General features: G+C 68.1%; 23 protein-coding genes and 5 pseudogenes. 13 read left to right on the top strand and 15 right to left on the bottom strand.

Annotated features, from left to right (window positions below; translation table 11 throughout):
• The first annotated feature begins 202 nt into the window (after nucleotides 1–202).
• On the top strand, nucleotides 203–1,945 hold the full coding sequence (locus tag OHB00_RS01145; protein ID WP_406430313.1) for a pentapeptide repeat-containing protein: 1,743 nt from the start codon (nucleotides 203–205) through the stop codon (nucleotides 1,943–1,945).
• A 178-nt stretch (nucleotides 1,946–2,123) separates the two neighbouring features.
• On the opposite strand, the pseudogene OHB00_RS01140 reads toward OHB00_RS01145, so the two are convergent.
• Nucleotides 2,124–2,753, bottom strand: a pseudogene (locus OHB00_RS01140) (transposase); the annotation flags it as partial.
• Between the two features lie 139 nt (nucleotides 2,754–2,892).
• Between OHB00_RS01140 and OHB00_RS01135 the strand changes: the two are divergent.
• A pseudogene (locus OHB00_RS01135) lies at nucleotides 2,893–3,373 on the top strand (ATP/GTP-binding protein); the annotation flags it as partial.
• Between the two features lie 764 nt (nucleotides 3,374–4,137).
• Here OHB00_RS01135 and OHB00_RS01130 read toward each other — a convergent pair.
• Nucleotides 4,138–5,157 carry a LacI family DNA-binding transcriptional regulator gene (locus tag OHB00_RS01130; RefSeq protein WP_406430311.1) on the bottom strand — a complete coding sequence of 340 codons (1,020 nt, stop codon included), beginning with the start codon at nucleotides 5,155–5,157 and terminating at the stop codon, nucleotides 4,138–4,140.
• Between the two features lie 284 nt (nucleotides 5,158–5,441).
• On the opposite strand from OHB00_RS01130, the gene OHB00_RS01125 reads away from it, so the two are divergent.
• From OHB00_RS01125 to OHB00_RS01110, 4 genes are read left to right on the top strand one after another with little or no spacing between them, the layout of a single operon-like run.
• Nucleotides 5,442–6,845 carry an ABC transporter substrate-binding protein gene (locus OHB00_RS01125; RefSeq protein ID WP_406430309.1) on the top strand — a complete coding sequence of 468 codons (1,404 nt, stop codon included), beginning with the start codon at nucleotides 5,442–5,444 and terminating at the stop codon, nucleotides 6,843–6,845.
• 5 nt (nucleotides 6,846–6,850) lie between these two features.
• Nucleotides 6,851–7,789, top strand: a complete 939-nt coding sequence (locus OHB00_RS01120; protein ID WP_406430307.1) for a carbohydrate ABC transporter permease — start codon at nucleotides 6,851–6,853, stop codon at nucleotides 7,787–7,789.
• Between the two features lie 2 nt (nucleotides 7,790–7,791).
• Complete coding sequence (locus OHB00_RS01115; protein WP_406430305.1) at nucleotides 7,792–8,619, top strand: carbohydrate ABC transporter permease; 828 nt, start codon at nucleotides 7,792–7,794, stop codon at nucleotides 8,617–8,619.
• 59 nt (nucleotides 8,620–8,678) lie between these two features.
• The gene (locus tag OHB00_RS01110) at nucleotides 8,679–10,313 is read left to right on the top strand and encodes a glycoside hydrolase family 13 protein (protein WP_406430303.1); all 1,635 of its coding nucleotides are present in this window, start codon (nucleotides 8,679–8,681) and stop codon (nucleotides 10,311–10,313) included.
• A gap of 293 nt (nucleotides 10,314–10,606) precedes the next feature.
• On the opposite strand, the gene OHB00_RS01105 is transcribed toward OHB00_RS01110, so the two are convergent.
• Both OHB00_RS01105 and OHB00_RS01100 read right to left on the bottom strand, forming a co-directional pair.
• Complete coding sequence (locus tag OHB00_RS01105; RefSeq protein ID WP_406430301.1) at nucleotides 10,607–10,732, bottom strand: hypothetical protein; 126 nt, start codon at nucleotides 10,730–10,732, stop codon at nucleotides 10,607–10,609.
• Between the two features lie 226 nt (nucleotides 10,733–10,958).
• On the bottom strand, nucleotides 10,959–11,684 hold the full coding sequence (locus tag OHB00_RS01100) for an ISL3 family transposase (protein ID WP_406430299.1): 726 nt from the start codon (nucleotides 11,682–11,684) through the stop codon (nucleotides 10,959–10,961).
• Between the two features lie 286 nt (nucleotides 11,685–11,970).
• On the opposite strand from OHB00_RS01100, the gene OHB00_RS01095 reads away from it, so the two are divergent.
• From OHB00_RS01095 to OHB00_RS01085, 3 genes and pseudogenes are all read left to right on the top strand, one after another.
• Nucleotides 11,971–12,381 (top strand): hypothetical protein, encoded by a 411-nt coding sequence (locus tag OHB00_RS01095; RefSeq protein WP_406430297.1) that lies wholly within the window; start codon nucleotides 11,971–11,973, stop codon nucleotides 12,379–12,381.
• A gap of 251 nt (nucleotides 12,382–12,632) precedes the next feature.
• Nucleotides 12,633–12,868: pseudogene (locus OHB00_RS01090) on the top strand (hypothetical protein).
• A gap of 292 nt (nucleotides 12,869–13,160) precedes the next feature.
• Nucleotides 13,161–13,598, top strand: coding sequence for a VOC family protein (locus OHB00_RS01085; RefSeq protein WP_406430295.1), 438 nt, complete (start codon nucleotides 13,161–13,163; stop codon nucleotides 13,596–13,598).
• 49 nt (nucleotides 13,599–13,647) lie between these two features.
• On the opposite strand, the pseudogene OHB00_RS01080 reads toward OHB00_RS01085, so the two are convergent.
• Together OHB00_RS01080 and OHB00_RS01075 are read right to left on the bottom strand one after the other, a co-directional pair.
• Nucleotides 13,648–13,896 (bottom strand): annotated as a pseudogene (locus tag OHB00_RS01080) (IS110 family transposase); the annotation flags it as partial.
• A 45-nt stretch (nucleotides 13,897–13,941) separates the two neighbouring features.
• A pseudogene (locus OHB00_RS01075) lies at nucleotides 13,942–14,019 on the bottom strand (hypothetical protein); the annotation flags it as partial.
• A gap of 373 nt (nucleotides 14,020–14,392) precedes the next feature.
• On the opposite strand from OHB00_RS01075, the gene OHB00_RS01070 reads away from it, so the two are divergent.
• On the top strand, nucleotides 14,393–14,794 hold the full coding sequence (locus tag OHB00_RS01070; protein ID WP_406430293.1) for a hypothetical protein: 402 nt from the start codon (nucleotides 14,393–14,395) through the stop codon (nucleotides 14,792–14,794).
• Between the two features lie 14 nt (nucleotides 14,795–14,808).
• Here OHB00_RS01070 and OHB00_RS01065 read toward each other — a convergent pair whose 3' ends face one another.
• The gene (locus OHB00_RS01065) at nucleotides 14,809–15,774 is read right to left on the bottom strand and encodes a helix-turn-helix transcriptional regulator (RefSeq protein WP_406430291.1); all 966 of its coding nucleotides are present in this window, start codon (nucleotides 15,772–15,774) and stop codon (nucleotides 14,809–14,811) included.
• 92 nt (nucleotides 15,775–15,866) lie between these two features.
• Here OHB00_RS01065 and OHB00_RS01060 point away from each other — a divergent pair, with 92 nt between their 5' ends.
• On the top strand, nucleotides 15,867–16,232 hold the full coding sequence (locus OHB00_RS01060) for a VOC family protein (protein WP_406430289.1): 366 nt from the start codon (nucleotides 15,867–15,869) through the stop codon (nucleotides 16,230–16,232).
• Between the two features lie 264 nt (nucleotides 16,233–16,496).
• Here OHB00_RS01060 and OHB00_RS01055 read toward each other — a convergent pair whose 3' ends face one another.
• Both OHB00_RS01055 and OHB00_RS01050 read right to left on the bottom strand, forming a co-directional pair.
• Nucleotides 16,497–16,934, bottom strand: a complete 438-nt coding sequence (locus OHB00_RS01055) for a nitroreductase family deazaflavin-dependent oxidoreductase (protein WP_406430287.1) — start codon at nucleotides 16,932–16,934, stop codon at nucleotides 16,497–16,499.
• Nucleotides 16,935–16,970: 36 nt separating this feature from the next.
• Nucleotides 16,971–17,483, bottom strand: a complete 513-nt coding sequence (locus OHB00_RS01050; RefSeq protein ID WP_406430285.1) for an SRPBCC domain-containing protein — start codon at nucleotides 17,481–17,483, stop codon at nucleotides 16,971–16,973.
• An 88-nt stretch (nucleotides 17,484–17,571) separates the two neighbouring features.
• Between OHB00_RS01050 and OHB00_RS01045 the strand changes: the two genes are divergently transcribed.
• The gene (locus OHB00_RS01045; protein ID WP_406430283.1) at nucleotides 17,572–18,048 is read left to right on the top strand and encodes a MarR family winged helix-turn-helix transcriptional regulator; all 477 of its coding nucleotides are present in this window, start codon (nucleotides 17,572–17,574) and stop codon (nucleotides 18,046–18,048) included.
• 63 nt (nucleotides 18,049–18,111) lie between these two features.
• Here OHB00_RS01045 and OHB00_RS01040 read toward each other — a convergent pair whose 3' ends face one another.
• The 3 genes from OHB00_RS01040 to OHB00_RS01030 all read right to left on the bottom strand — a co-directional run bounded on the left by OHB00_RS01040 (nucleotide 18,112) and on the right by OHB00_RS01030 (nucleotide 19,764).
• Nucleotides 18,112–18,324, bottom strand: a complete 213-nt coding sequence (locus OHB00_RS01040; RefSeq protein WP_406445555.1) for a KTSC domain-containing protein — start codon at nucleotides 18,322–18,324, stop codon at nucleotides 18,112–18,114.
• Nucleotides 18,325–18,700: 376 nt separating this feature from the next.
• The gene (locus OHB00_RS01035; protein ID WP_406430281.1) at nucleotides 18,701–19,123 is read right to left on the bottom strand and encodes a hypothetical protein; all 423 of its coding nucleotides are present in this window, start codon (nucleotides 19,121–19,123) and stop codon (nucleotides 18,701–18,703) included.
• On the bottom strand, nucleotides 19,120–19,764 hold the full coding sequence (locus OHB00_RS01030; protein WP_406430279.1) for a transposase: 645 nt from the start codon (nucleotides 19,762–19,764) through the stop codon (nucleotides 19,120–19,122). The genes OHB00_RS01035 and OHB00_RS01030 overlap by 4 nt, the downstream gene beginning before the upstream one ends.
• 340 nt (nucleotides 19,765–20,104) lie before the next feature.
• On the opposite strand from OHB00_RS01030, the gene OHB00_RS01025 reads away from it, so the two are divergent.
• Nucleotides 20,105–20,281 carry a hypothetical protein gene (locus OHB00_RS01025; protein WP_406446352.1) on the top strand — a complete coding sequence of 59 codons (177 nt, stop codon included), beginning with the start codon at nucleotides 20,105–20,107 and terminating at the stop codon, nucleotides 20,279–20,281.
• 21 nt (nucleotides 20,282–20,302) lie between these two features.
• Here the strand turns inward: OHB00_RS01025 and OHB00_RS01020 are convergent, their stop codons facing one another.
• The 3 genes from OHB00_RS01020 to OHB00_RS01010 all read right to left on the bottom strand — a co-directional run bounded on the left by OHB00_RS01020 (nucleotide 20,303) and on the right by OHB00_RS01010 (nucleotide 24,152).
• Nucleotides 20,303–21,826 carry a carboxylesterase/lipase family protein gene (locus OHB00_RS01020; protein ID WP_406430277.1) on the bottom strand — a complete coding sequence of 508 codons (1,524 nt, stop codon included), beginning with the start codon at nucleotides 21,824–21,826 and terminating at the stop codon, nucleotides 20,303–20,305.
• A gap of 266 nt (nucleotides 21,827–22,092) precedes the next feature.
• The gene (locus OHB00_RS01015; protein ID WP_406430275.1) at nucleotides 22,093–23,538 is read right to left on the bottom strand and encodes an aldehyde dehydrogenase; all 1,446 of its coding nucleotides are present in this window, start codon (nucleotides 23,536–23,538) and stop codon (nucleotides 22,093–22,095) included.
• Nucleotides 23,539–23,633: 95 nt separating this feature from the next.
• Nucleotides 23,634–24,152, bottom strand: coding sequence for an alcohol dehydrogenase catalytic domain-containing protein (locus tag OHB00_RS01010; RefSeq protein ID WP_406430273.1), 519 nt, complete (start codon nucleotides 24,150–24,152; stop codon nucleotides 23,634–23,636).
• Nucleotides 24,153–24,236: the final 84 nt, after the last annotated feature.

Genomic DNA, 24,236 nt, shown 5'->3' with positions numbered 1-24,236 from the left:
GCCCGTCGGCCGTGGCGGGGCGGGGTCTGTCGCTGGTGGCGGGTACGGGCACCGATGAGTAACGGTTTCGGGGGTGGACCCGCACGAGGTCTCGGGAGTGCGCTATCACCGGGTCATGGCTACTGCTACGCCCCCTTCATGGGCGCACTGCGGAAATGGTGCAAGCGCAAGCGATCTCTTCCAGGGGTGCCGCGGGGTCACGGTGACCGGCTCGGGCCGGTGTCTGACTCACGCCGATACCGCGGAGCAGACCGCGTATCTGACGTCCATTTCTCCGGGCGCCAATCTGGACTTACGGGGAACTACCATCACAGAAGTGGTCCTCGCCCAGATCCTTACCCGGGTGACCGACCCTGTCACCGGGGAACCGAGAATAGGCGACGCCACGTTCGACTCGGCCACCTTCACTGGAACCGCGTGGTTCGGCTCGGCCATGTTCACCGGGATTGCCGGATTCAACTCGGTCACCTTCAACCGGGAGGCCAAATTTGGCAGGGCCACTTTCACCAGGGACGCCCGGTTCGAGTCGGCTATTTTCGGCGGGACCGCGTGGTTCGGTTCGGTCACCTTCACCGGAGATGCCAGGTTCGGGAGGGCCACCTTCGGCAAGGACGCGTGGTTCAACTCGGCCACCTTCACAGGGGACGCCCTGTTCGGCTTAGCCACCTTCAGCGGCCCCACCGGTTTCGTCTCGGCCAATTTCAGCGGGACCGCCGCGTTCGACTCCGCCAAATTCACCCAGGACGCCGGGTTCCGTAAGGCTACCTTCGGTGGGGCCGCCGGGTTCGACTCGGCCACCTTCGGCGGGAATGCCGTCTTCGAAGAGGTGGCGTTCGAGCATGCGCCGTATCTGGGACCGTTGGTGTGCGGGAACACGCTGGATCTGACCAACGCATCGTTCAGATCGCCGGTGTCCGTCGACGTGGCCGCGAGGCGGGTGGTGTGCCGGCGCACCCGGTGGGAGCAGGCGGCGAAGGTCTGGCTGCGATATGCCGACGTCGATCTGAACAATGCGGTGTTCGAGTATCCGCTGGCTGTGGCCGGCTGGCCGCGGCCCTTCAGCCCGGACTCGAGTGCGACGGTCGATGAGAGTGCCCTGGCCGGCGTACCGGAGCAGGCCAGGGTGGTGTCGCTGCGGGGCGTGGACGCCGCCCATCTGGTCCTCACCGATCTCGACCTGACCGGCTGCCTGTTCGCCGGCACGATTCACCTGGACCAGCTGCGCCTGGAGGGCGACTGCTCCTTCGCACCGGCCCCGACCGGCGTCCATTGGCGGGGCCGGCTGTGGCCGGCGCGCCACACGCGCCGCAGCACCCTGGCCGAGGAGCAGCACTGGCGCGCCACCAGGCTCGGTACCGCCCCGGGGTGGCTCACGGCCCCGACCGGAACCGACGTGGTCCAGCCAGCGGCGCTGGCGGCGGTCTACCGGGCGCTGCGCAAGGCGTACGAGGACTCCAGCAACGAACCCGGGGCCGCGGACTTCTACTACGGCGAGATGGAGATGCGCCGAGCCAACCCCCGCACCGCCCCCGCCGAGCGTGGGCTGCTGACCGCGTACTGGGCACTGTCCGGCTACGGCCTGCGCGCCGCCCGCGCCCTGGGATGGCTGCTGGCTGCCGTCACCCTCACCATGCTGGTGATGATGCTGTGGGGACTACCCAAGACCGACACGCCCTCCCGCAGCACCGGCACCGTCACCGGCCAGCACATCGCCCTGACCACCGACAATCCTGACCCGGTCAACCCCACGGGCCCGGTCGGCGTGCGGCTGACCACCCGGCGGTTCGAGAAGAGCCTGCGGGTCGTCGTCAACAGCGTCATCTTCCGCTCCTCCGGCCAGGACCTCACCACCACCGGCACCTACACCGAAATGACCTCCCGCCTTACCGAACCGGTCCTCCTCGGCTTGGCCGCCCTCGCCGTCCGCAGCCGCATCAAACGCTGACCACCCCAACCTCGACAGACCCAGCACCCGCCACCGGCCGCTGACGGCCACCGCGGGACCGAAGCAATACCGGCTCCCACTCACAGCACGGCGTCCCGGACACCGCATCCCCGGCCCATACATTTCGTCACCGCCTCCGGCCGCATTCCGTCGGTGCCCCGAATTGAGCAACAGAGTCGAAGCCGAGGCGGGGTGCGTCGTATCCGGCGTCCGCCACGATGAGGATGTCGGGGTCGCCTGTCTGCCACTGTCCCGCTCTGATCAGTCGCTGCAGCAGATCGCGCAGTTGCCGGGCGGTGATGGAGGCGGTGTCATCGCCGGGCTTCAGACGCAGTGCGTCCAGCGGTACGGTCCATGAGCTGCGGCCCGGCTCGAGCGCGCAGATGATCGAGTAGGGCCAGCCGGGGACGGGGATGTGCTGGTCCTTGCCCCGTCCGTAGGTGTGACGGAGGATCCGTTCCGGTGAGGTGTGGGCGTCGGGCCGCAGCCAGCAGGTGACATCGACGGCCAGGACCAGCCGGCCGTCGGCAGCCCGCGGCAGTGGCACTTCGGTCAGTGCCCGTCGCAGCCGGCCGGCATCGATGCGTCCACGGGCCACCGCGGCGTAGAGCCCTCCGTGGCCGCGGCGGTGTTCACCCACCAGCGACAATTCGGCCAGCGCCCTCACCGGCCCGTCGGCGCACAGAACAGCATCAGCCAGCTCGAACAACGCGTCCGAACGAGCGGTCAGACAGGCGTAGAACTCGCCCCGGAAGCATGACAGTTGCGCCAACGGCTCTCGCCGGGCCTCGTGATGCAGCAGACTCATCCTCACGGCCTTCGTGCTGAACGTGAGTGTTCCTTGGTCGGAGCACATGTTCAGACGAAGGCCGCCTCCGTGTACGGCAGTTACCGAACCGGGTGATCAAGTTCGACGGACCATTCGACGCCGGACGTTAAAGATCAAGTTAGTGCTGGTCGACGAGCTCCACAACATCTCACTCACCAGCCGCCACGTCGCCGAAGTCGCCGACACCCTCAAGTATTTCCGAGCACCTGGCCGCCACCTTCGTTTATGCCGGCATCGACATCGCCGAATTGGGCCTGCTGTCCGGGACACGCGGCGCCCAGATCGCCGGCCGCTTCACGCTGATCCCCTCCCGCTCCTTCCCCTACAACAGTGAATGGAAGGGCCTGGTTGCCACCATGGAGTACACCTTGCGGCTGCACGACCACGGCTCTGGCACACTCACGGGCCTGGACCGCTTCCTGCACGATCACACCGGCGGCATGATCGGATCCCTCTCTCACGCCATCCGCGGAGCCGCGGGCGATGCGATCCTCACCGGCACCGAGAAGATCACCAGAAAGAGCCTCCAGACCATTCCGCTCGACCACACCGCCCACACCACGGCGTCGATGGCCACGAAGACCGCTACTTCCCGATGAACAGCGAGCTACCCCCCGGGTTTGCGTCACTGCCGGTGCGGCTCCGCCCTTGCCTCGGAGAATCCGCCAACTCCTACATCCGACGCCTGGCTCGCGCGAACCATCTCAAGCCCAGCTTTCTGCACTGCTATCTCTGCGGCCCACCGCAGTGGTTTGGCAAGCCGCTCCTCGAAAACCTCGCTACGGCCGCAGGTCACTCGCCCGAAGCACTCGAACGTGCCCTCGCTGACGCCAACGCCTTGGGCGGCACGAACAGACCACGCCGGCGTCTCTCCAGGAAGAATCCCTTCGCTCGGCATCAGGGCCTGGCCCACCGCATGCCCAAGAGGCCCTCAAAGGCACACAAATACGTACGCTCGCAAAGCGCTACAGCCTCCGCTCCTGGGACATCCGCTTCGCCCTGGAGACCCCACGCCTGACCACCACAGAGACGGGTCCGCTGACCGACCCCGTCACAGGCGAACTCGCCGACCTGGTCGAGAGCATGATCAGCAGAAAGCTCAACGGAAGGCAGATCTGGACAGAACTCATGGACCACCACGACTACTTGGTCACATACGACAGCATCCGCCACTACATGCGATACGCACGATCCCGAACAGCGTCATGGGGCTGCACCCTCCAGTTGGATCTGACCGCGGTTGCGTGATGAGTACGGCAGGGCGTAGACACGCCTTCGGTAGCGAGAACGCATCGGTCTGGTTGTCTTGTCCGGGTCTATCCGGCCAGCACGCCTGAGCTGAGCGGGGGCTGGGTGCACCCACTTACCTGCGCGGCGGCGCCGTGCTGCCCCGGATGACGAGCTGAGTGGACACGACCACGTCACGCTCGGTCTCCTCGCCGCGCAGGATGCTCAGGAGCATGCGTCCGGCGAGCTCCCCCTGCTCCCGGACGGGCTGGCGCACGGTGGTGAGGTCGGTCAGTTCGGCCAGCGGGTGGTCGTCGATGCCGATGACGGAGAGGTCGTCGGGGATGCGCAGGCCGGCGCGGCGCAGAGTGCGGATGGCGCCGAGGGCGACTTCGTCGGAGTGGGCGTAGACGGCGGTGGGCGGCTCGGGCTGGCTGAGGAGCTTGGCCATGGCGTCGGCCCCCTCGGCGCCGCCCCAGTTGACGGTGACGACGAGGCGTTCGTCGAGCGGGATGCCCGCGTCGCGCAGGGCGGCGTAGTAGGCGTGGGAGCGGCCGGAGGGCTGGACCTCCTCGGGCTGGTCGGGGTCGACGGCGGCGATCATGGCGATGCGGCGATGGCCGAGGAAGAGCAGGTGGTCCATGGCCTGACGGCCGGCGGTCTCGTCGTCGATGGACACGTTCGGGTAGGGGGCGTGCTGGCCGCCTGCGGCGATGATGGTGACGCCCATGAGTTCCAGGCGGCGCTGTTCCTCCTCGCCGACCGGGAAGGCCAGGACGACGACGGCATCGACCTTGCGCCGGGCGGGGAGGCGATGGAAGAAGTCGTGCCGGTCCTCGACGCCGTCCACGTGGTAGAGCAGCACGTCGAGGTCGGCGCCGCGCAGGACCGCCTCCAGCCCTTCCAGCAGGGTCGCGAAGAACCAGCGGGAGATGTGCGGCACGACCACCGCGACGCGGCCGGTGGCGCCGCCCGCCAGGCGGGACGCCTCGGGAGAGACCACGTAGGACAGTTCCTCGGCGACCGCGAGAACGCGGCGTCGGGTGGCTTCGGAGACCCCGCTCTCGTTGTTGAGCGCACGTGAGGCGGTGGCCATCGAGACGCCTGCCGCTCGGGCCACGTCCGCCATGTTGATCTTCTGGGAGCTCTGCGCCATGCCGGAAGGCTAACCCACATTCGGAAACGCTTCCATATTCCCTGGAAGGCTTTCCGGGACTGCGACTACAGCTCGACGTCGCCATAGATATCCATCTGATCATGTCGGCATGTCAGCCGCATGTTGCGGTTTCGTTACTTGACAGTCTCGCTGGACACCCTCAGCCTTTCGGCAACGGAAACGCTTCCGAAACGAGCCGCCACCTCCCCGCAGCCAGACCAGGAAGCGCCCGAGACCTCGTCTGCCGACCGTCAACGGCAGCCGCATGGATGCGAGGAGGCATCATGCTCAAGCACCCCACCCCCTCCCCGGCCAGAACAGGCACCTTCGCCGTCGGCAGGCGACTGCGCGCCCCGCTCGCGGCCGTCGCCGCCGGTTCCGCGTTGATCACGCTGGCGGCTTGCAGCGCACCCGGCTCCGGCTCGGACGCCGGCTCGTCGGCCAACGCGACACCGACCGCCGTCAGCACCGCCGTCGGCGACACCCCGGCGACCCTGACCCTGTTCTCCGCGGCCGGCCTCCAGACCTACGAGCAGGGCCTGGCCGACGCCTTCCAGGCCAAGTACCCGAAGATCAAGGTGAAGCTGCGGGTGGAGGCTGACAACAACTACAACACCGTGCTGCCCCGGCTGCTCGCCTCCGACTCGACGCCGGACATCGTGCAGCCCTACGACCTCCTCGGCGGCGTCAAGGACAACCTGCTCACCAACCTCGACGCCTACGACAAGGCGTACGGCTGGAGCGACAAGGTCCCGGCCTCCGCGCTGGCGCCCGGTCGGGTGCTGAGCGGCGTGATCGGCCAGGGGCATCTGTACGAGGCCGGCGGCTCGGCCGGTCCGCTGGTGGGTGTCTTCTACAACAAGGCACTGGCCGCCAAGGTCGGCATGAAGACCCCGCCCACATCGATCGCCGGCCTCGAAGCCGTGCTGGCCAAGGCGAAGAAGCAGGGGATCACCCCGATCGTCGCCTCCAACCAGGACGGCCTGATCGGTCACCTGTACAACCTGCTGCTCGGCGACTACATGGGTGCCGACAAGCTCAGCGCCATCGTGTACCACCAGACCGGCGCCACCCTGGACACCCCGGCCGCGGTCCAGGCCACCGAGACGCTGCAGAAGTGGATCAAGGCAGGGTACTTCGCCTCGGACGTCAACGCACTCAACCAGGAGGCGTCCTACGGGAAGTTCACCGGCGGCAAGGGCCTGCTCTTCTTCCAGGGAAGCTGGATCACCCAGACCCTCGACACGAACTTCAAGGGCAAGTACGGGGTGTTCCCGATGCCGCCCGCCGAAGAGGGCGGCCCCTACGCCGGGATGACCAGCAACACCCTCGCCTTCTCGATCGCCGCCCGGTCCCAGCACAAGGACGCCGCCGCGCTGTTCCTCAATTTCCTCACCACCCCCGAGGCGGCGGACGTCGCGGTCAAGAACGGGTACGCCGCCCTGACGTCCCACGCGAAGAGCGTCGTCAAGCCGTCCCTGTCCGGCACCCTGACCGACCAGATCCAGACCGGCTACGCGGCCATCGCCGCCGACAACGGCTTCGACAGCTGGCTGCAGAACTCCGCCCCCGCCGTGGGCACCAAGCTCACCCAGCAGCTCCAGCTGCTGGTCTCCGGCAAGGTCGAACCCGCCGCGATGGTCAAGACGCTGCAGACCACCTACGCCGACGCCCTCAAGAGCAGCTGAACACCATGCGCCTGACGACCCCCGCTGCCACCGGCCGGAAGGAGTCCACCACCGCCACCCGCAGCCGCGCCCGCCGCGCGCTGCGGGCCCGGCGGTGGGCCGGCTGGCTGTTCGCCCTCCCCGCCCTGGCCTTCTACGGCGTCTTCAACTTCCGCCCCGTGCTGATGTCGATCCAGTACTCCTTCTACGACTGGGACGGCATCGGCGCCTCCACCTGGGTGGGCCTGAAGAACTACACCGCGGTATTCACCGACCAGGAGCAGCTCTCCTCCCTGCTCCACGCCTTCTACCTGATCGTGTTCTTCACCGTCCTGCCGCTCGCCCTGGCCCTGATCACCGCCTCGGTACTGCGCGAGCTCCAGGGCCGCTTCACCGGCGCCCTGGCCCGCACACTGCTGTTCCTGCCGCAGATCATCCCCGGCGCGGCAGCGGGCGTGGCCTGGACGTGGATGTACTCCGACAACGGCGTGGTCAACCAGTTCCTGCGCGCCGTCGGCCTCGGCTCCCTGGCCCGCCCCTGGCTGGGCGACTTCACCTGGGCTCTGACCGCGGTCGGCTTCATCGGCACCTGGCTGTCCACCGGCCTGTGCACGATGCTCCTGCTGGCCGGCATCGGAAAGATCGACGGCAGCCTCTACGAGGCCGCCCGCATCGACGGCGCGGGTCCCCTGCGCCAGTTCCGCGCGGTGACACTCCCCGGGCTGCGCAACGAGATCGGTGTCTGCGTCACCATCACCATCATCGCCGCCCTCGCGAGCTTCGACGTGGTCTACCTCTCCACCCAGGGCGGCCCCGGCACCCAGACGATGGTCCCCGGCGTCGCCGTCTACAACCTGGCCTTCAACGACAACCGCCTCGGCGCCGCCTCCGCCCTCGCCGTCGTCCTCACCCTGATCGTGATCGCCGTCATCGCCCCGCTCCAGCGCCTGTTCCGGGAGAAGTAGCCATGCCCGCAAGGACACTTCGCCGACGCGCCCCCGGGCTGATCCTGATCGCGGCCGCAGCCCTCTATTCGGTCGTACCGCTGCTGAGCATGGTCAGCGCCGCCCTCGCCCCGCAGGGCTCCTTCCCCAGCGGTCTGAGCTGGCCCACGCATCCGCACTGGCACAACTTCGTCGACGCCTGGAACGTCGCCAACATCACCACCCTGCTCAAGTCCAGCACGCTGATCGTGCTCGGCGTCGTCCCGGTGGCGGTCCTGATCTCGACGATGGCCGCGTACGCGATCGCCGTACTGGAGATCCCGCTGGGCCGCGTCTTCTACACGGTGCTGGTGCTGACACTGACCCTGCCGTACGAGATCGTCATCGTGCCGCTGTACGAACAGAGCAAGGCGATGGGACTGCTGGGCAGCCAGTGGGCGCTGATCCTGCCACTGATCGGTCTGAACATGCCCTTCGCGGTCTTCTGGATGCGTGCCCACTTCGCCAACGTTCCAAAGGAGTTGAACGAGGCTGCGGGCATGGACGGCGCCGGCCCCTGGCGGTCCCTGGTCCACATCCACCTGCCGCTGGCCCGCCCGGCGATCGCTTCCCTGGCCCTGCTGATGTTCCTGTCCACCTGGAACCAGTTCCTGCTCGCCCTGGTGCTCATCGACGACCCCAACAAGCGCACCATGGCCGGCGCCCTGCAGGCGTTCACCACCAAATACAGCACCGACCAGGTCCTGCTGAACGCCGGCGCCCTGCTGATCATGGCCCCCACGATCATCGTGTTCCTGTTCCTGCAACGCCACTTCGTCAAGGCGCTGCTCCAGGGCTCGGTCAAGGGCTGACCCCCACCACCCACGCATTCCATCCCCACCGCCCCCACTGGCAGTCAGGACCGAGCAACGTGAGCAAGCCGAACGACTCCTGGTGGCGCTCCGCCGTCATCTACCAGGTCTACATACGCAGCTTCGCCGACGAGAACGGCGACGGAATCGGAGACATCGCCGGCCTCCGCTCCCGCCTGCAGTACCTGGCCTACCTCGGTGTCGACGCCATCTGGATCAACCCCTGGTATCCGTCCCCACTGGCGGACGGCGGCTACGACGTCTCCGACTACCGCAACATCCACCCCGCCCACGGCACTCTGGACGAGGCGAAGGCGCTCATCACCGAGGCCCACGAGCTGGGCCTGCGGGTGATCCTGGACATCGTCCCCAACCACACGTCCGACCAACACGTCTGGTTCCAGGAGGCGTTGGCGGCAGGCCCCGGCTCCCCGGAACGGGACCGCTACATCTTCCGCGAGGGCAGGGGAGAAGACGGCGCGCTCCCGCCCAACGACTGGCACGCGGCCTTCGGCGGCCCCACCTGGACCCGCACCGACGACGGCCAGTGGTACCTCCACCTCTTCGCCCCCGAACAGCCCGACCTCAACTGGGACAACCCCGAGGTCCACGCCGAGTTCGAGTCGATCCTGCGCTTCTGGTTCGACCTGGGCGTCGACGGCTTCCGCGTCGACGTCGCCCACGGCATGGTCAAGGACCCGGCGCTGCCGGACCTCGGCCTGTCCGAGTTCTCCGTCCTGGCACGCGAGGGTCAGGAGAACCACCCCCACTGGGACCGCGACGGCATCCACGACATCTTCCGCGCATGGCGGGCCATCGCGGACGGCTACCCCGACCGGCGCGTCTTCGTCGCCGAGGCCCACGTCCGCCCCGGCCGCCTCGCCGACTACCTCCGCCCGGACGAACTGCACACGGCTTTCAACTTCGACTTCCTCAAGTGCGCCCTGGAGGCCGACAAGCTGCGCGAGGTCATCGACCGCACCATCACCGACCTCGCCACCGTCGGCGCCCCCGCCACCTGGGTCCTGTCCAACCACGACGAAACCCGCCACGTCACCCGCTACGGCCGCGCCTACACCGGCGTCACCACCCCGATGCGCGACCAGGGCCACCCCTCCGACCGCGCCCTCGGCACCCGCCGCGCCCGCGCCGCCGCCTTGCTCATGCTCGCACTCCCCGGCGGCGCCTACATCTACCAGGGCGAGGAACTGGGCCTGTACGAGGTCGAAGACCTCCCGGAGTCTGCCCTCCAAGACCCCACCTGGGAGCGGTCCGGCCACACCCTCCGCGGCCGCGACGGCTGCCGCGTCCCCCTCCCCTGGACCGGCGACACCCCACCCTTCGGCTTCAGCGCGAACGGGACCACCCCGTGGCTCCCACAGCCCGAGGACTGGAGGTCCTACACCGCCGAAGCAGGCCAGGCCGACCCCACCTCGATACTCCAGCTCTACCGCTCAGCCCTACGCCTGCGCCGCACAAACCCAGGTCTGGGCACTGAGGAGTTCCACTGGCTGGACAGCTCCGACGGCACGCTCCTCTTCGAACGCGGCAACGGCCTGCTCTGTGCGATCAACCTCTCCGGCCACCCGATTCCGCTGCCCGACACCTGCGATGCCCTCCTTGCATCAAGACCACTAGACAAGGACGGCCTGCTGCCACCAGACACCACGATCTGGCTGCAGCGGCGGCACTGACGGACCCCGCAGAGACACTTCCGCCGAAGTCGCCTGCGTCTCGGTCCGCCTGAATCCACCAGGGCCTGTCCGGTGTTCCTCCCCGCCGACCGGACAGGCCCTGGTCCAGAAGATCTCTTATGAGGAGACTCAATCGTCTCTGTTGCCAGCCAGCGCACACCGCAAGAGTCACCGCTGCCAGGGATATCCCGACCACGAGAGTCGAGGCGCTCCTGCCGTATTCGCCGAGACCTTTCGCGTACTCAAGCCCGGCAGCCGGATCGGCGCCTACGACCTCATCGCCGACGACATGCTCACCCTCCGAACTGCGGGGCGAACCCGGCGACCACGTCGGCTACATCGCCAGCACGCTCTCGTTCGCCGGACAGTTCTTCCGCCGTCGCGGCGTCGGCGAACCGCTTGACGGTTCGCCAGCTCATCCCGAGCTGACGCTGGACCAAGCGCGCAGACCGTGTCCTGCCCTCAGCAGGGCGTGGACGCCAGCGTGCCGGTCCCGGGTCCGGACGGCGAACCGGTGCCCTCGTGGCCAGGGCGAAATGGACAGGTCCTCGGCCGGGACAGCCTCGGGTTCGGGTTGAGGTGCTGCTGGCGTCAGGACCCGCAGGCGGCGGCGGTGCTGGGCAACGGCCCGCTCAGCGGCCTCGCTCATGTTGTGCCAGAGATGCCACCTGTCCGCGACCTGGACCGACTGCGGCGCTCCGGCGCAGCGCCTTCCGCGAAGAACGGCGCGCGGTCCCGGCAGACGAACTCGATGCCGGGCCGCTGGGCGAGCCATGCGGCCAGGCTGGACGCCTCCCGGTCTGGGAGCAGATCGATCGGACGGTGCGTTTCGACGTCCACCAGGACAGTGCCGTAGTGGCGGCCCTTGCGGGTGGCGTACTCGTCGGCGCCGACCACCCGCGGCGCCGGTACCTCCGGCTCGGGCAGAGCGTTGACCAGACGCAAGACCGTGCTCCGGCTCAGGGCACGCCGAGGACGGCAGCCAGCCGAGCAACCGGCCCGGCCGGCCAGGGCAAGCCCGACTGCGGCCAGGGCCGAACGCAGCCCCTCGCTGCGCTGGCCATACCTGCGAGTCAGGCCAGCAATCTGCTTCACGAAGGTACGGCGTCGGCACATGGTGTTCCGGCACCGGAACCGCCGTACCCGGAGCTGGAGTACGACTTTTCGTCCGGCGCTCGGTACGTCAGCGGGAAACCGCAGGTAGGAGCTGTGAACCCGGGGCGACCACGCCCCGCATGCCGGGCAGACGGCCCCGGCTGCGGTGCAATGTGCGTCAACGCGCACCATCTCGGTATTCACGTCCACCGACAGCACCGCGATGTCCGCGATCGACGGGAACAACAGCTCCTCCAGCCGGACGACTTCTTCCACGGCCCCGAACTGTCAGCCCAGCCTTCGTGACCACGGTTCATTTTCGGGCGACTTCCAGTGCCGCCCGGAGACGCCCAGTGGTCACTCACAGTCGCCGCTGCACGGAAGCTGAGCCAGAACCCGAGTTCCGAGGGCGGGTGTGCGTGACTTCGGGAGGCGCCCCGCCCGGGCTGTGGTCGATGTTCATGAGAACGGGAGCCACCTCCGGGTCTTCCGCCGTCTGATGGAGATCTGTCGTCGGCTGGGCGCGACGCGTCGATGTGAACGCGCCTCGTAGGGTGGTGTGATGTTCGATCGTTTTCAGATCAGGGAGCTGCCACCGGGATCCCGGTTCGCTGCCCAGTTGCGGTTCTGGGTCAACGGCGAGGATGTGGTCGAGGAGGCGGTTGGCGAAGGCGGCCGCGGACCGTACGCGGTTGATGCGCTGCCGGCCGGCCGGCCCAGCCCTCTCCGGGCGACCGGCGATGCACGCCGCCTGGTGCTGGGAGAACCGGACTGTACCGGTGGCTGCTGCGGCTTCCTGACCGTGGTCGTGCAGCGGTTCGGGGAGATCGTGCAGTGGTCGGACTGGGAGGTGCCGTCGCCGACACACACCCCCGTGTTCTGCCCTCCGCCGGAGCTCCACTTCGACGCGATTCAGTATGACGCCGAAGTGACTCGTGCTGAGGCGAACCACTGGTCGCAGGTGCGCCCGTAGCCAGGCAGGGTGCACCCACCTGGCGGCGGCCTCCTATCGGCCCCCCGTCCATGGCCAACGAGGCGACCCCTGGCAGGCCGAGCACGGCTCCGCAGGTCGAAACACTCATGATCCGCCGGGCAGGGCCCTAGCCCGTTCGAGTGAACGCCAAATCGGTGCCTGACCGCGTGCAGTTGTCGACTGGCCATCCCCGTTGCGCGTGCGCGGCAATGCTGTGGATGCGCACGCCCGCCCCGCGTCTGGAGACTCCGATGAACGATCAGTCGGTCCCCGTCGACGGTGCCGTCCGGCATCAGTCGGAGCCCGCGGTCGCTGACGCGGTCCGCGCGTACGTGGCCCAGACCCGCGAGCGGGCCGACCAGTTCGCCGGCGTGCTGGAGGACATCGCCGAGAACGGGCTTCCCGCGGTCGAGGACTGCACCCCTTGGGAAGACCTCATGAGTCCCGCCTCGCTCGGCCCGCCGCGCAGCGGCCGGCCGTCGCCTGATGACGTCGGAACACGGGCCCCCGTGCCCGGATCGCGTTCTCCGTCATCTCCGTCAACCCCGGCGTCGGCGAGCCGATCCCCGGCGACACCGCCGGCCCGCAGCTGCGCCAGTACACCGACGACGTCGAAGCTCTCCGCGTCCTGAACTACGTCACAGGCCTGCGCGCCGTGGTCGTCGTCGCCTGCAGTGATTCCTAATGCCGTTCGTCAAGCCACGGGGCACGCGCGAAGTAGCGGGCCGGGGGTGTCAGAGGTGCCCGGTACGGTCCGTTCATCAGATTGGGGAGGACTCATGGCGACCAAGTGGAGCTTGACGATCGACTGCGCGTACCCGGCCAAGCTGGCCGCGTTCTGGGCGCTGGCATTGGGCTATGCGGAGAAGCCCGCGCCCGCAGGGTTCGGGAGCTGGGAGGACTGGCTCTCGCACCATGGCGTTCCGGAGGATGAGTGGGATGACGGGGCGTATCTCTCGGATCCGGACGGCGTAGGCCCCACTTTGTCCTTCTTGAAGGTGCCGGAGCCGAAGTTGGTGAAGAACCGGTTGCACCTCGACGTGCAGGTCGGTGGTGGCCGTGAAACGCCGTGGGAGGTGCGCTGGCCGCGTGTGGTCGAGGCAGTCGAGCGGTTGATTGCTGCGGGTGCGACTGTGGTCCGCGAGGATGAGTTGCAGGGCAGGCCGGATCACGTGGTGATGGCAGATCCGGAAGGTAACGAGTTCTGCCTGGTCTGACGGAACCCGCCAGATCGACTGGCCGACGCGCAACGAGTCGCGTCCTTTCCTACGCGGCAGCCCTTGCCGACGGAGCTGGCTCGTAGCACCGGCCGTCGTGCAGGAGGGCCCATAGGACGTTGACCCGGCGTCGAGCGAGAGCCAGGACGGCCTGGGTATGGCGCTTGCCCTCGGCGCGTTTGCGGTCGTAGAAGCGACGGGATTCTTCGCAGTGGCGGATGCTGAAGAGCGCGGAGGTGTAGAGGACGCGTTGGAGTCGGCGGTTGTATCGCTGTGGGCGCCGGAGGTTGCCTCTGATTTCGAGGAGCTCGGGCTCGTCGTTGGCGACGCGCCGGGACAGCAGCCGACGGCCGCTCTCGTCGATCGCGACGCAGTGGTGATGGGTCTTGCCTGCGTCGATGCCGGCCCAGATCGCGGCCATGTGGTGCCTCCGTGCGGTGGGTACTGGTGCCTCCCGACGGACGACCTCGCTGTCGATTTCTACGGAGCGATCATTCGCAATTCCTAATTGGCAACCGAGTCGTCGTGGGGCGTCGGGCGGCCAATCAATGGAAGCCACAAGCGGCAGAAGTTTGAAAGCCGCACGACGCCCCTGGGTGGGAGAACCATACGAAGGGCTCACCCTGTCCCGCAGACAACGTAGGGAAGTCCGACCGCTTTGCCCGTCTCCTTGGAGAAAGTTCTTCCTATGAGCTCGTAACACGATCAAGCGACCCAACCCCGGTAGTCGTGGTGGAGCGTGGGAGCGTGGCTCTGGATCGTGGGCGATGACCTGCATGGGGAAGAGGGGCTGAATGAGCGTGGTGTGGGCGGCGACGTCGCCAGAATCGGGACTTTTCCATCCGGTTGAGAGATGTTCAGAGGTGGAGGATCTGTCAGACCGCTTCAACGAACTGCGTTCCCGTGGTCACGGATATGTCGAGGTTCGGGCGCCGAACAGGGAGTTCCCGGTGCTGAGCATGGCCTTCCGAGATGGTCACGCGGTCGTCCATCTGATGAGTAGCACTGAGCGGATGTCTCTGCTGGTCGGAGACGGCACCGTGCCCTCGGGTGCCGAGGTCGAAGTCCCGATCATGGATGACCTCGCCGCGTTCACGGGCGACTTTGTTCTGGACATCGATCGGGCGTGGGACGTGGTGCACAGCTTCACCCAGACGCGGGCGGCCGACCCTCTGGGGGAGTGGTGTGAGTTGTAGCTAGTTGTTGCGGGTCAGGACGTTGGTGACGGCGCATAGTGGTGGGCAAGGTTGGTGGCGAGGTCGCGGAGGTGAGCCCTGGCTTCGGTGGGGCCGTGCACAGTGATGGTGCTCCCGAACGGCAGTAGTGCTCGTACGTCCTCCAGACGCAGGAAGCGGATTGTTACCTTGTGGCCGGTGGCGGATTCTTCATGGTCGTCGCGGACGAGTCGTTGGCCAAAGATCCGTTGCGCTCGCTCGATCTGGGTCTGGTCGATGGTGGCGCTGACCTCTATCGCGTGGTTGTGTTCCCACTGATCAATGAGCTCTGCGGCGACGGTGGCCAGGGTCTGGTTCTCGCGGATCCGTCGTGGCTGGTCGACTTCTTTCCACGTCGTGATCCGTTCGAGTCGGTACATCCGTGGCACTCGGGCACAGTCGGCGACGAGATACCAGATGCCGGCCTTGGCGAGCAGTCCGTAGGGATCCACGACCAGGTCGCGTGGGCATGACTCGCGTGGGCTGTCGTACTCGATCCGTAGTCGGCGACCTCGCCGCACTGGGCCGATCAGCGAAGCCGGAGTCGTGCCGGAAGCTCGTGCCTGGAGCCAGGGACGGCTGTCGACGTGCACCACGTCGGTGAGCGGCAGGAGCTCATGAATTCGACGTGGCTGTGTAGCGCCGATCTTGGAGAGCGCGCGCTGGCTTTCGACCGATGCGTTGAGCTCCGCACGTTGCTTCTCATCCAGCCCGGTGAGCGAGAGATGATCACGCTCGCCCGGTGTGAGTCGCGTGAGGTCGAGCCCGGACCCGGGCAGCATGGTCACGCCTCCGAGGCGGCCCCGGTGTGCGGTCACCGGCAGACCGGCGTCGCGGAGCCAGTTCAGGTCCCGGGTGATGGTTCGAAGGGAAACGCCGAGCGCCGAGGCAAGTTCCTGTGTGGTCACGGCATCCCTCGATTCGAGGAGCAGCATCAGGGAGAAGAAGCGGTCTGGGGTCACACACCAAGTTTTTCAGGAATTGCGACATGATGCGGCGCATATCCCCGTCAGGGTGGTGGATGCGTACCTACGGCCTGCGAGAAGGAACTTCCATGACCACATCCGTCGTGTCCATCGTCTATGTGAACGACGCTCCCGCCGCGGCGCGTTTCTACGGCGACCTCCTCGACATGAGGCCGTCGTTCGAGACTCCGGGATACATCACCTTCGACCTCGGGCCAGGCGCTGACCTCGCTCTGTGGTCTGACCAGTTCGAGGATCTGTCAGCGGACGTCCCACGTACCAGTGAGGTGTGCCTGGCCATCGACGGTGGGCCCGACGAGCTCAACGCGATCTTCAAGCAGTGGCAGTCCAAGGGCGTCACGATCCTGCAGGAGCCAAATGATGCGGGGTTCGGGCTGACCTTCCTCGCAGCCGATCCTGACGGGAACCGTATCCGCGTGGCACCGCGGGACTGAAAGGCCACAACGCGGCAGGCGCGCGGGATAGGTGTCGCGCCTGCCGTCGTCTGACTTCGAGAGGACGACGAGTGCCCCACGCGAATGCGCCCCTGAGCGTCGAGGGCCGTAGACGGCGCGTCATAGTCAAGAGTTGTGGGTGAGCTGAATTCAGCGCTTGCTCTGCTACATCTCGTGGAAGTCGACGATTCTCGCCGGGCGCGTGCTGCGCTCGCACGGTGGCTAGCGGGCGCGGTCGAGGCGCGCTTGCCGCGGCGACAGGGGTCAGCTGGCTGGATCCCGCACCGGGATGAGGCTGATCACGGGGATCTCCCGCGTGGTGGCAGCCTGGTAGAGGTCACCCTGGGGGCTCCCCTCGGCGAACCGCCGGAACAGCTCCTCGCGCCGCGCGCCCGTCTCGACCACCGCCGTGACCTCGCAGATCTCGGTGCCGACCTCGACGGTTGCGCCGGGGGCGGCGGCCAGGTTGTGGTACCAGTCCGGGTGCCGCGGCGCGCCCGCGTTGGCCGCGACGACGACATAGCTGTCGCCGTCGGACATGTAGGCCAGCGGCGTGGTGTGGTGCATCCCGCTGCGTGCCCCGAGGGTGCTCAGCAGAAGCAGCGGCATGTGGGTGAAGTAGCCGCCGACTCTCCCGGCGTTGGCGCGGAACTCGTTGATCACTCGATGCTGGGGGGAATGGGCTCCTGGTGCTCGCATCATGTCCGTACTCCTCTCATGTCCCGTGTTCCTTCTCGGCTACCCGCCTGCGCCGGCGGCGTGGCGGGCCACGACCTCGGCGTAGCGGGCCAGCGTGTCCCCCGGGCTGGGGCCGTCGAGGGCGGCGTGGATGGCCGCCGCGGCGGGGCCGTGCCGGTGGAGCTGGGAGTGGGTCAGCACGACGCGGCTGGCGCCCGACTGGTCCGGGTCAGCGGAGAACGCGAACTCGGTGAGGCTGGCGTGCTCGTCGTCTGGGGTAGGACGCCAGTCGGCACCCATGCGCCAGGTCATCACGAGCCTGTGGGGCGGCTCGAACGTGACGACTGTGCCGTGCACAACCTCCGTCCCGTCGGCGCCGCGCTCGTAGTAGCGGCCGCCGACCCGCGGCTCTATCGCGATCAGCTCCGGCTCCTTGAAGAACGAGTGGCCCGGCGGCAGCCACTCGCCGGGCCGCTCGACGAGGATCGCGAACGCCTCCTCCATCCCTGCCGCAACCATGACGGTCTTGGATACATCGCCACAGTTCGCCCCGGCTGACTTCTGCTCGCTCACGCTGCTCCTTTGTAGGGCCAGTCGGCAACTATATGGTGGTGTACCACCACTATATAGTGGGCGCTCCAGCCGATACAATCAGTCGGATATGCGGCTCCCTGACGATCTCTCCGCCTATGGCGACGAGCGGCTCCGTACCGTGCTCCGTGTCGACCTCGGCCTGCTGGCTGTCGCCGACCGGCTGCGCCAGCATTGGGCCGCCCGCGCCAGCGCCGTAGGGCTGTCCAACGCCCAGGTGAAGGTACTGCTCCTGCTGGCCCCCGGCGAGACGGTGTCGATGCGCGGCCTCGCGGTCCGGCTCGACTACGACGCGTCCAACCTCAGCACGCTCGTCGACCGCCTGGAGCGGCGCGGCGCGGTCGAGCGGCGCGCCGACCCGCGTGACCGCCGGATCAAGGCCCTCGCGCTCACCGCGGAGGGCGAGCGGCTGCGGGAGACCTTCTGGCGCGGCCTCGTCGAGGATCCCGGGCCGCTCAGCCCACTTGGCGAGGACCAGTTGCGCGCGCTCGCCTCGCTGCTCGACGTCCTCAACACGGCCGATGCCTCAGCTCCTGCCGCCCCCTGACGGCGTCAGCCGGCCCGGTCCAGGAGTCCGCCGTCATAAGCGGGCCTATTCACTGTCTGGACGTCAGCTCGAGATCGGCCGGTATGGATGGTGGCCCTTGATGAACCGAGCCAAGAAACCCCCTTTGCTAGGGGAAGCCATCAATGCCGAGTGCACGTCCGCAGGCACGTTGTCGTAGCGGTACACCCCTCCGCTGTGGAAGGCGACCTCGAGCACACGCTCCGCCTGGCTGTAGCCCACCGATCGGAGGTTGGTCGAGCGAACCGGCTCATGCAACAAGGTGCCTCCAGCGGCCTACGTGACGGGCGTTGCACGATTCCTTGGTGGTGGCGGAGGCGGACGGGTTCCTGCGTACCTGTCGGGCGGGTACGGACCGGACGTACGCGTATGTGCTGGTGGATCATTTGCGGTGGCTGCGGTTCGCGGGCCTGGACGCAGGGTCGGTGTCGCTTGAGGATCTGCGACACTACATGGCGGCTCTGGGGGCGGATTTCCGGGGCCGTTCGGGTTGCCGTGGCGGGAGGGGAAACGCCGGTACGGGCACAGCGCGTTGAAGAGCGCGGCGGCCTGCCTGAGAGTGCGGAACGTGAGCTCTTGTCCGTTTCGTGGTTGAGGTGGGGAAGGATCCCTGGTCGTGGGTGTGGGATGGTCCTCAGGCGTCGGGGCGGGCGAACAGGCCGGGTTCGGGTTCGATGAGGATGCCCCGGCTGACCAGGCGTTTCAGTTTGGAGCGGATGCCTTCGGTGTTCTTCGGGAGGCTCGGCAGGTCGAGGGCTTGGCAGAGGTCGCGGGCGCGCATCGGTCGGCCCGCGTCGGTCAGGGTGGTGAGGATTTGCTGGTAGGCGGGATGGTCCGGAATGCCGGGGCGGTCCGGCCCGGTGGCGGGTGAGGGCAGCGGGAGAGTGAGGAGGGTCTTGCGGGTGATGCGCAGGTTCTCGCTCTCCGCGTCGAGTTCGCCGAGCTGCCGGGTGAGTTCTTCGACGCGGGCCCGGAACTGCCCGGCCTGGTCGGCCAGTTCACGCTCGCGGGTCTCGATGTGTTCCAGGATGGCTTTGACCTGTGGATTCTCGCTCATGTGGTCCTCCAGGAGGCGATGGTGGCTCCGGTGAGGCGGCGGCTCATGACGGAGGTCATCGCCCACAGGACGCGGGAGCGGGAGGAGGCGGGCCGGTGTTCGTAGTCGCGCACGAGACGGCGGTAGAACATCGATCCGATCCCGTTCGTCTGCTCCACGATCCACCGCTTGGCCTGCGGTACGAAGCCCTTGTCGTCCGGGTTGCGCTCGACGATCTCCACGTCGATGCCCACGTGTCTGCCGTGGTCGACGACCTTCTTCTTGAAGCCCTGGTCGACCAGGGCCTTCTTCACCGTGTCGCACTGCTCGGTGACACCGTCCAGCAGGGCGATGCCGGCGGTGTTCTCGTGCGCGGAGGCGGGCAGGACGATGCAGTCGATGACGAGGCCCACCACGTCCACGGCCAGGCATCTCTTCCTGCCCGGCACCTTCTTCGCGGCGTCCCGGCCCGTCGTCGTGGCCGGGACTCCGACAGCCACGTGGATGCTCTGCGTGTCCAGGACCACCGGGCTCGGGTCGGCTAATCGCTTCCGCTTCTCCCGCAACGGCCAGCGCAGCAGGTCGTGAACGTCCTGGTCGGTGCCCTCGTCGCGCCAGAGGTAGAAGTAGTACTTCACCGCTCCGGGCGGGGGGCATGTCATGGGGCAGGAACTCCCACGATCTCCCGCATCGCGTACTTCCCCTGATGCCCGCTGACCGACGGATGCCGGGCCTTCCATGCCGTGATCACGGGTTCGACGAGCTCCCACTGCTCATCGGTGAGATCGCTCGGGTACGGCTTGTCCCATGCTCATGCCACAACCCCAGCGAACCCCGAACCCCTGACCGGCAGCAATACCCCAACGTCACACCATCGAGCGACGACAAGACCGACGGAACGCCACATCCCACACTCTCAAACAGCCCTACAGAACCCAACGGTCGCGGAACCTCTTGGAATAGATCATCTACTGAACCGCTCCGGGATCGGTGGAGCCTTTGATGTGTCCCGCAGACCCGTACCAGCAAGAAGCTCGAGGTCCCGGTCAAACGCCGGCTGCCGGGTGCCCCGCCGAGCAGGTCGTCACCCCCGCCGCCGTCGACGCTCCCGAACTCGTCGACTACTACGTCCGGCTGGGAGCCGAGCGCCGCAAAGCCTTCCGCCACCGGCCGCGCTGACGGCGCTCCGGCGGACCGGCCCTACCCGGCATCCGCCACAAGCGGCAGGGCGGCGAAGGTGTGGCTCTGCCAGAGGCGGCGGGAGGCCTCCTCCGGGTAGCGGGTGACCGTCAGGTCCGTGTCGATGAGCTGCGTGAGGCGGGTTTCGGCGTCATACGCAGGCCAGCCCGGGTCTCCTGTGGTGGCGAAGGTGGTCCAGATGGAGCGGAAGCGGGAGGAGAGGGCTTCGCTCTCTGGCGTGGGCTCCCCGATCAGCATCTGGCCGAGGCCGCCGTAGGTGCCGAAGACCAGGGGGACGTCCAGGCAGTGGCAGGCGCCCAGGGCACCGCCGGCCGCCGGGGCGGACCAGGTGAGCTCGTACAGGTGGGCGCGTCCGCCGCCTGCCGCGTGGGCCTGGGCGAGGTGCAGCGAGGGCATGCGGAAGAGCCAGTCGGAGTGGACGAGCTCGAACAGGCCCTCCGCCGGGACACCCGGGTAGGCGGCGCGGTACGCCTGTACGGCATCGGGCACCGGTCCCAGGGCGTTCAGTGCGAGGGCCGCGAGGTCGTCGTTGATCTGGCCGAGCGATCCGTCGAGGGCACGGAAGAGGCGGGACTCGTCCCGAGTGTGCCCGACGATCAGGTCCACGTCGCGTGCGGCACCCTCGGCGAGGGCCTGCCAGGGTGCGACGGGCAGGACGTCGCCGTCGACGACGTGCGAGTACGCCGTCGGAGTGTGCGCCAACGCGCCCCAGCGGCCGGCGTACTGGGGCAGCCGGGCGCTCACCGCGGCCACCGTGGCAGCCATCTTGTACGGGTCCACTGTGGACAGGTCGGTCACCGTCGGGCGCAGCCCGAGCTCGCCCGCCAGCTCGCCGGCGATGTCGGCGGCCAGCTCCGTGGACATGAACATGGCGGGCACACTCTGGGCGATGGCGCGGCCGAACAGGCCCCGGGCGCGCGGCATGGCCATCAGCGCGGCGACGGATCCGGCGCCGGCTGACTCGCCGAAGAGGGTGACTTGGCCGGGGTCGCCGCCGAAGGCGGTGATGTTCTCCCGCACCCACTCCAGGGCGGCGACCTGATCGAGTACACCGCGGTTGGCCGGCGCGCCGTCCAGGTAGGCGAAGCCCTCCATGCCGACGCGGTAGTTGAAGGTCACGACGACCACCTCGCCGTCGCGGGCGAGGCGGCTGCCCTCGTAGGCGGGGTCGTCGGCGGAGCCGAACCTGCAGGCGCCGCCGTAGATCCACACCATCACCGGGCGGCGCGCGGCCGGGTCGGTGTCCGGCGACCAGACGTTGACCGTCAGCCAGTCGTCACCGGCCGACGCACCGGCGGGAGCGTCGGTCGGCGGCAGCATCGGTTCCTGCGGGGGCGGCGGCCCGAACGCGAACGCCTCCCGTACCCCGTCCCAGCCCTCGACCGGCCGCGGCGCGGCGAAGCGCAACTCGCCCACCGGCGGCTGTGCGAACGGAATGCCGCGGAAGACCGCGAGCCCTTCCTCACGGCGCCCGCGTACCGTGCCTGTCGCCGTGCGGGTCTCCGGAAATTCAGCTGTGTTCATCCATGGCTCCTAGGTTCTGTTTCTCGGATCTGGCGAGTGCTCAGCCCGGCGCGGGGGCCGCCGCTATTGCCGCTGCCGGGTCTGCGCAGGCGTCCGGCGCGCCGGCCTCCGTCACGCCACGGCGGCGTTGGTGCCGCACACTCCGGACACTGCCTCTTGTTCCGCGCGGCCTCACACGCGGTGGCCGCACTACCCCTTTCCCGCCCGCACCGGATCGCCCCCGGTACGGGCAAAAGGAGACGGGATGTGTGCGGTCTCTTACGGGGTCACAGGTAGATGGTCTGCGTCTGCTGGTAGGCCGCCAGGCCCTCCGGGCCGAGCTCGCGGCCGAGACCGCTGGCCTTGACGCCGCCGAACGGCGCCGCGGGGTCGGGAATGTAGCGGTTGACGCCGATGGTGCCGGTGCGGACCCGGTGGGCGACGGCGGCGCCGCGCTCGGGATCCGTGGTCCAGACGGTGCCGCCGAGGCCGAAGTCGGAATCGTTGGCGATGCGGACGGCGTGGTCGACATCGTCGTAGGGGATGAGGGAGAGGACAGGGCCGAAGATCTCCTCCTGGGCAATGACGGAGCTGTTGTCGACGTCGGCGAAGACGGTCGGCTGGACGAACCAGCCCTTGTCCAGGCCGTCGGGGCGGCCACCGCCGGTCGTGAGGCGGGCGCCTTCGCCCCGGCCCTTGGCGATGTACGTCTCGACGCGCTCGCGCTGGCGGGCGGTGACCATCGGCCCGATCTGGGTTGCGGAGTCGCGTGCGTCGCCCACGGTCAGAGAGCCGGCCAGGGCCGTGAAGGCGTCGACCACCTCCGCATAGCGGCTGCGTGGTGCGAGCACGCGGGTGCCGAGGAAACAGGTCTGGCCGTTGTTGAGGAGGGTGGAGCCGAACAGCCCCTCGCCGATCTCGGCCAGGTCCAGCTCCGCGTCGTCCAGGACGATGGCAGCGGATTTGCCGCCGAGTTCCAGGGTGACCGGGCGCAGCAGTCGCCCGCAGGTCTCGGCGATGGTCCGCCCGGCGGGGGTGGATCCGGTGAAGGCGACCTTGTCCACCGCGGGGTGCGAGACCAGGTAGGCACCGACCTCCCGGCCGGCTGGAACGATGTTGATGACACCGGCCGGTACGCCGGCCTCCTCCACCGCCTCTGCCAGCAGGTAGGCGTCCAGCACCGTCTCGGGCGACGGCTTGATGACGAGGGCGCAGCCTGCCGCCATCGCGGGCGCGATCTTGAACATGGCCAGCGCCTGCGGGAAGTTCCACGGCACGATGGCCGCGACGACGCCGAGTGGCACCTTGCGGACCTCGATCGGACCGCCGAAGAGCCCGTCCCTGGTCTCCTCGAAGGCGGCCTCGCGGGCGAGCCCGGCGTAGTAGCGCAGGACGGCGCTGGGGTATCCGGTCTCCAGCTGCCGGGCAACCGCCACCGGCATGCCGTTCTGGGCGCTCACTCGCTCGACGAAACCGTCGGCCCGGCGGTCGATGGCGTCGGCCAGCCGGTCCATTACCTCGGCACGCCGTCGTGGCTCCCAGGCTGCCCAACCCGAAGGGGCGTCGAAGGCCCCGCGCGCGGCGGCGACTGCGGCGTCCATGTCGGCCTCGGCGCCCTCTGGCACCTGGCCGAGGAGCTGTTCCGTGCTGGCGTCGATCGGGGTGATCACTCGGTCAGTGCTGGGCCGGACCCATGCGCCGCCGATGTAGAAGGTGTCATAACGCAGGTCCATCTCGGGGCTCCTTGGATGTTCGACATGTCTGTTGCTGCGCGGACGGTGACCGCGAGCCAGCCAAGGTGATATCCGGGTCGAGGGAGACGTGTCTGTCAGGCGAAGGTCAGGACAGCCTTGAGAGCGGTGCCCTTCTCCAGGGGCGCTGTCTGGTCCACCTTCACCAGGTTGCGCTCGGTGGCGAGTGCGTACGTGGCGAAGGATGATTGCCCGAAGACACCGTGCACATCGCCCGCCTCCCGGTGCGGTGGGGTGCTGCCGTCGCCGCGTGAGCCCGCGAAGTTGTACGCGAAGAACTGGTCGCAGTACGCGGGGCGCCCCTGCACACACGTACGGCAGCCGCCACAGGAGTTGAAGGTGAGCACCACATGGTCATCAGGGACGACAAAGGTGACGCCGTCGCCGACGGACGCCACGACTCCTGGGCCCTCGTGCCCGAGCACGGCTGGCAGCGGCACCGGGTACCACTGGTCGCGGACGACCAGGTCGGTGTGACAGACCCCGGCGCCGACCATCCGTACGACGACCTCGCCCGGCCGGGGGTCGGCCAGTTCCAGGGGGCTGAGAGTGAAGGGGGCGCCCTTGGCTTCGGTCGTGGCAGCGGTGATCAGCATGTTTCGGTTCCTTTGCCGACGGGTGTCTGGTGAAAAGGTAGAAGCGGATACTCCGCGCGAAGTGTTCAACTCCTGGACACATTT

The sequence above is a fragment of the Streptomyces sp. NBC_00631 genome (assembly GCF_045206895.1).
Taxonomy (GTDB): domain Bacteria; phylum Actinomycetota; class Actinomycetes; order Streptomycetales; family Streptomycetaceae; genus Streptomyces.
The sequence above is the reverse complement of the archived record's forward strand: the minus strand, read 5'-3'. Positions and strand labels throughout refer to the sequence as shown.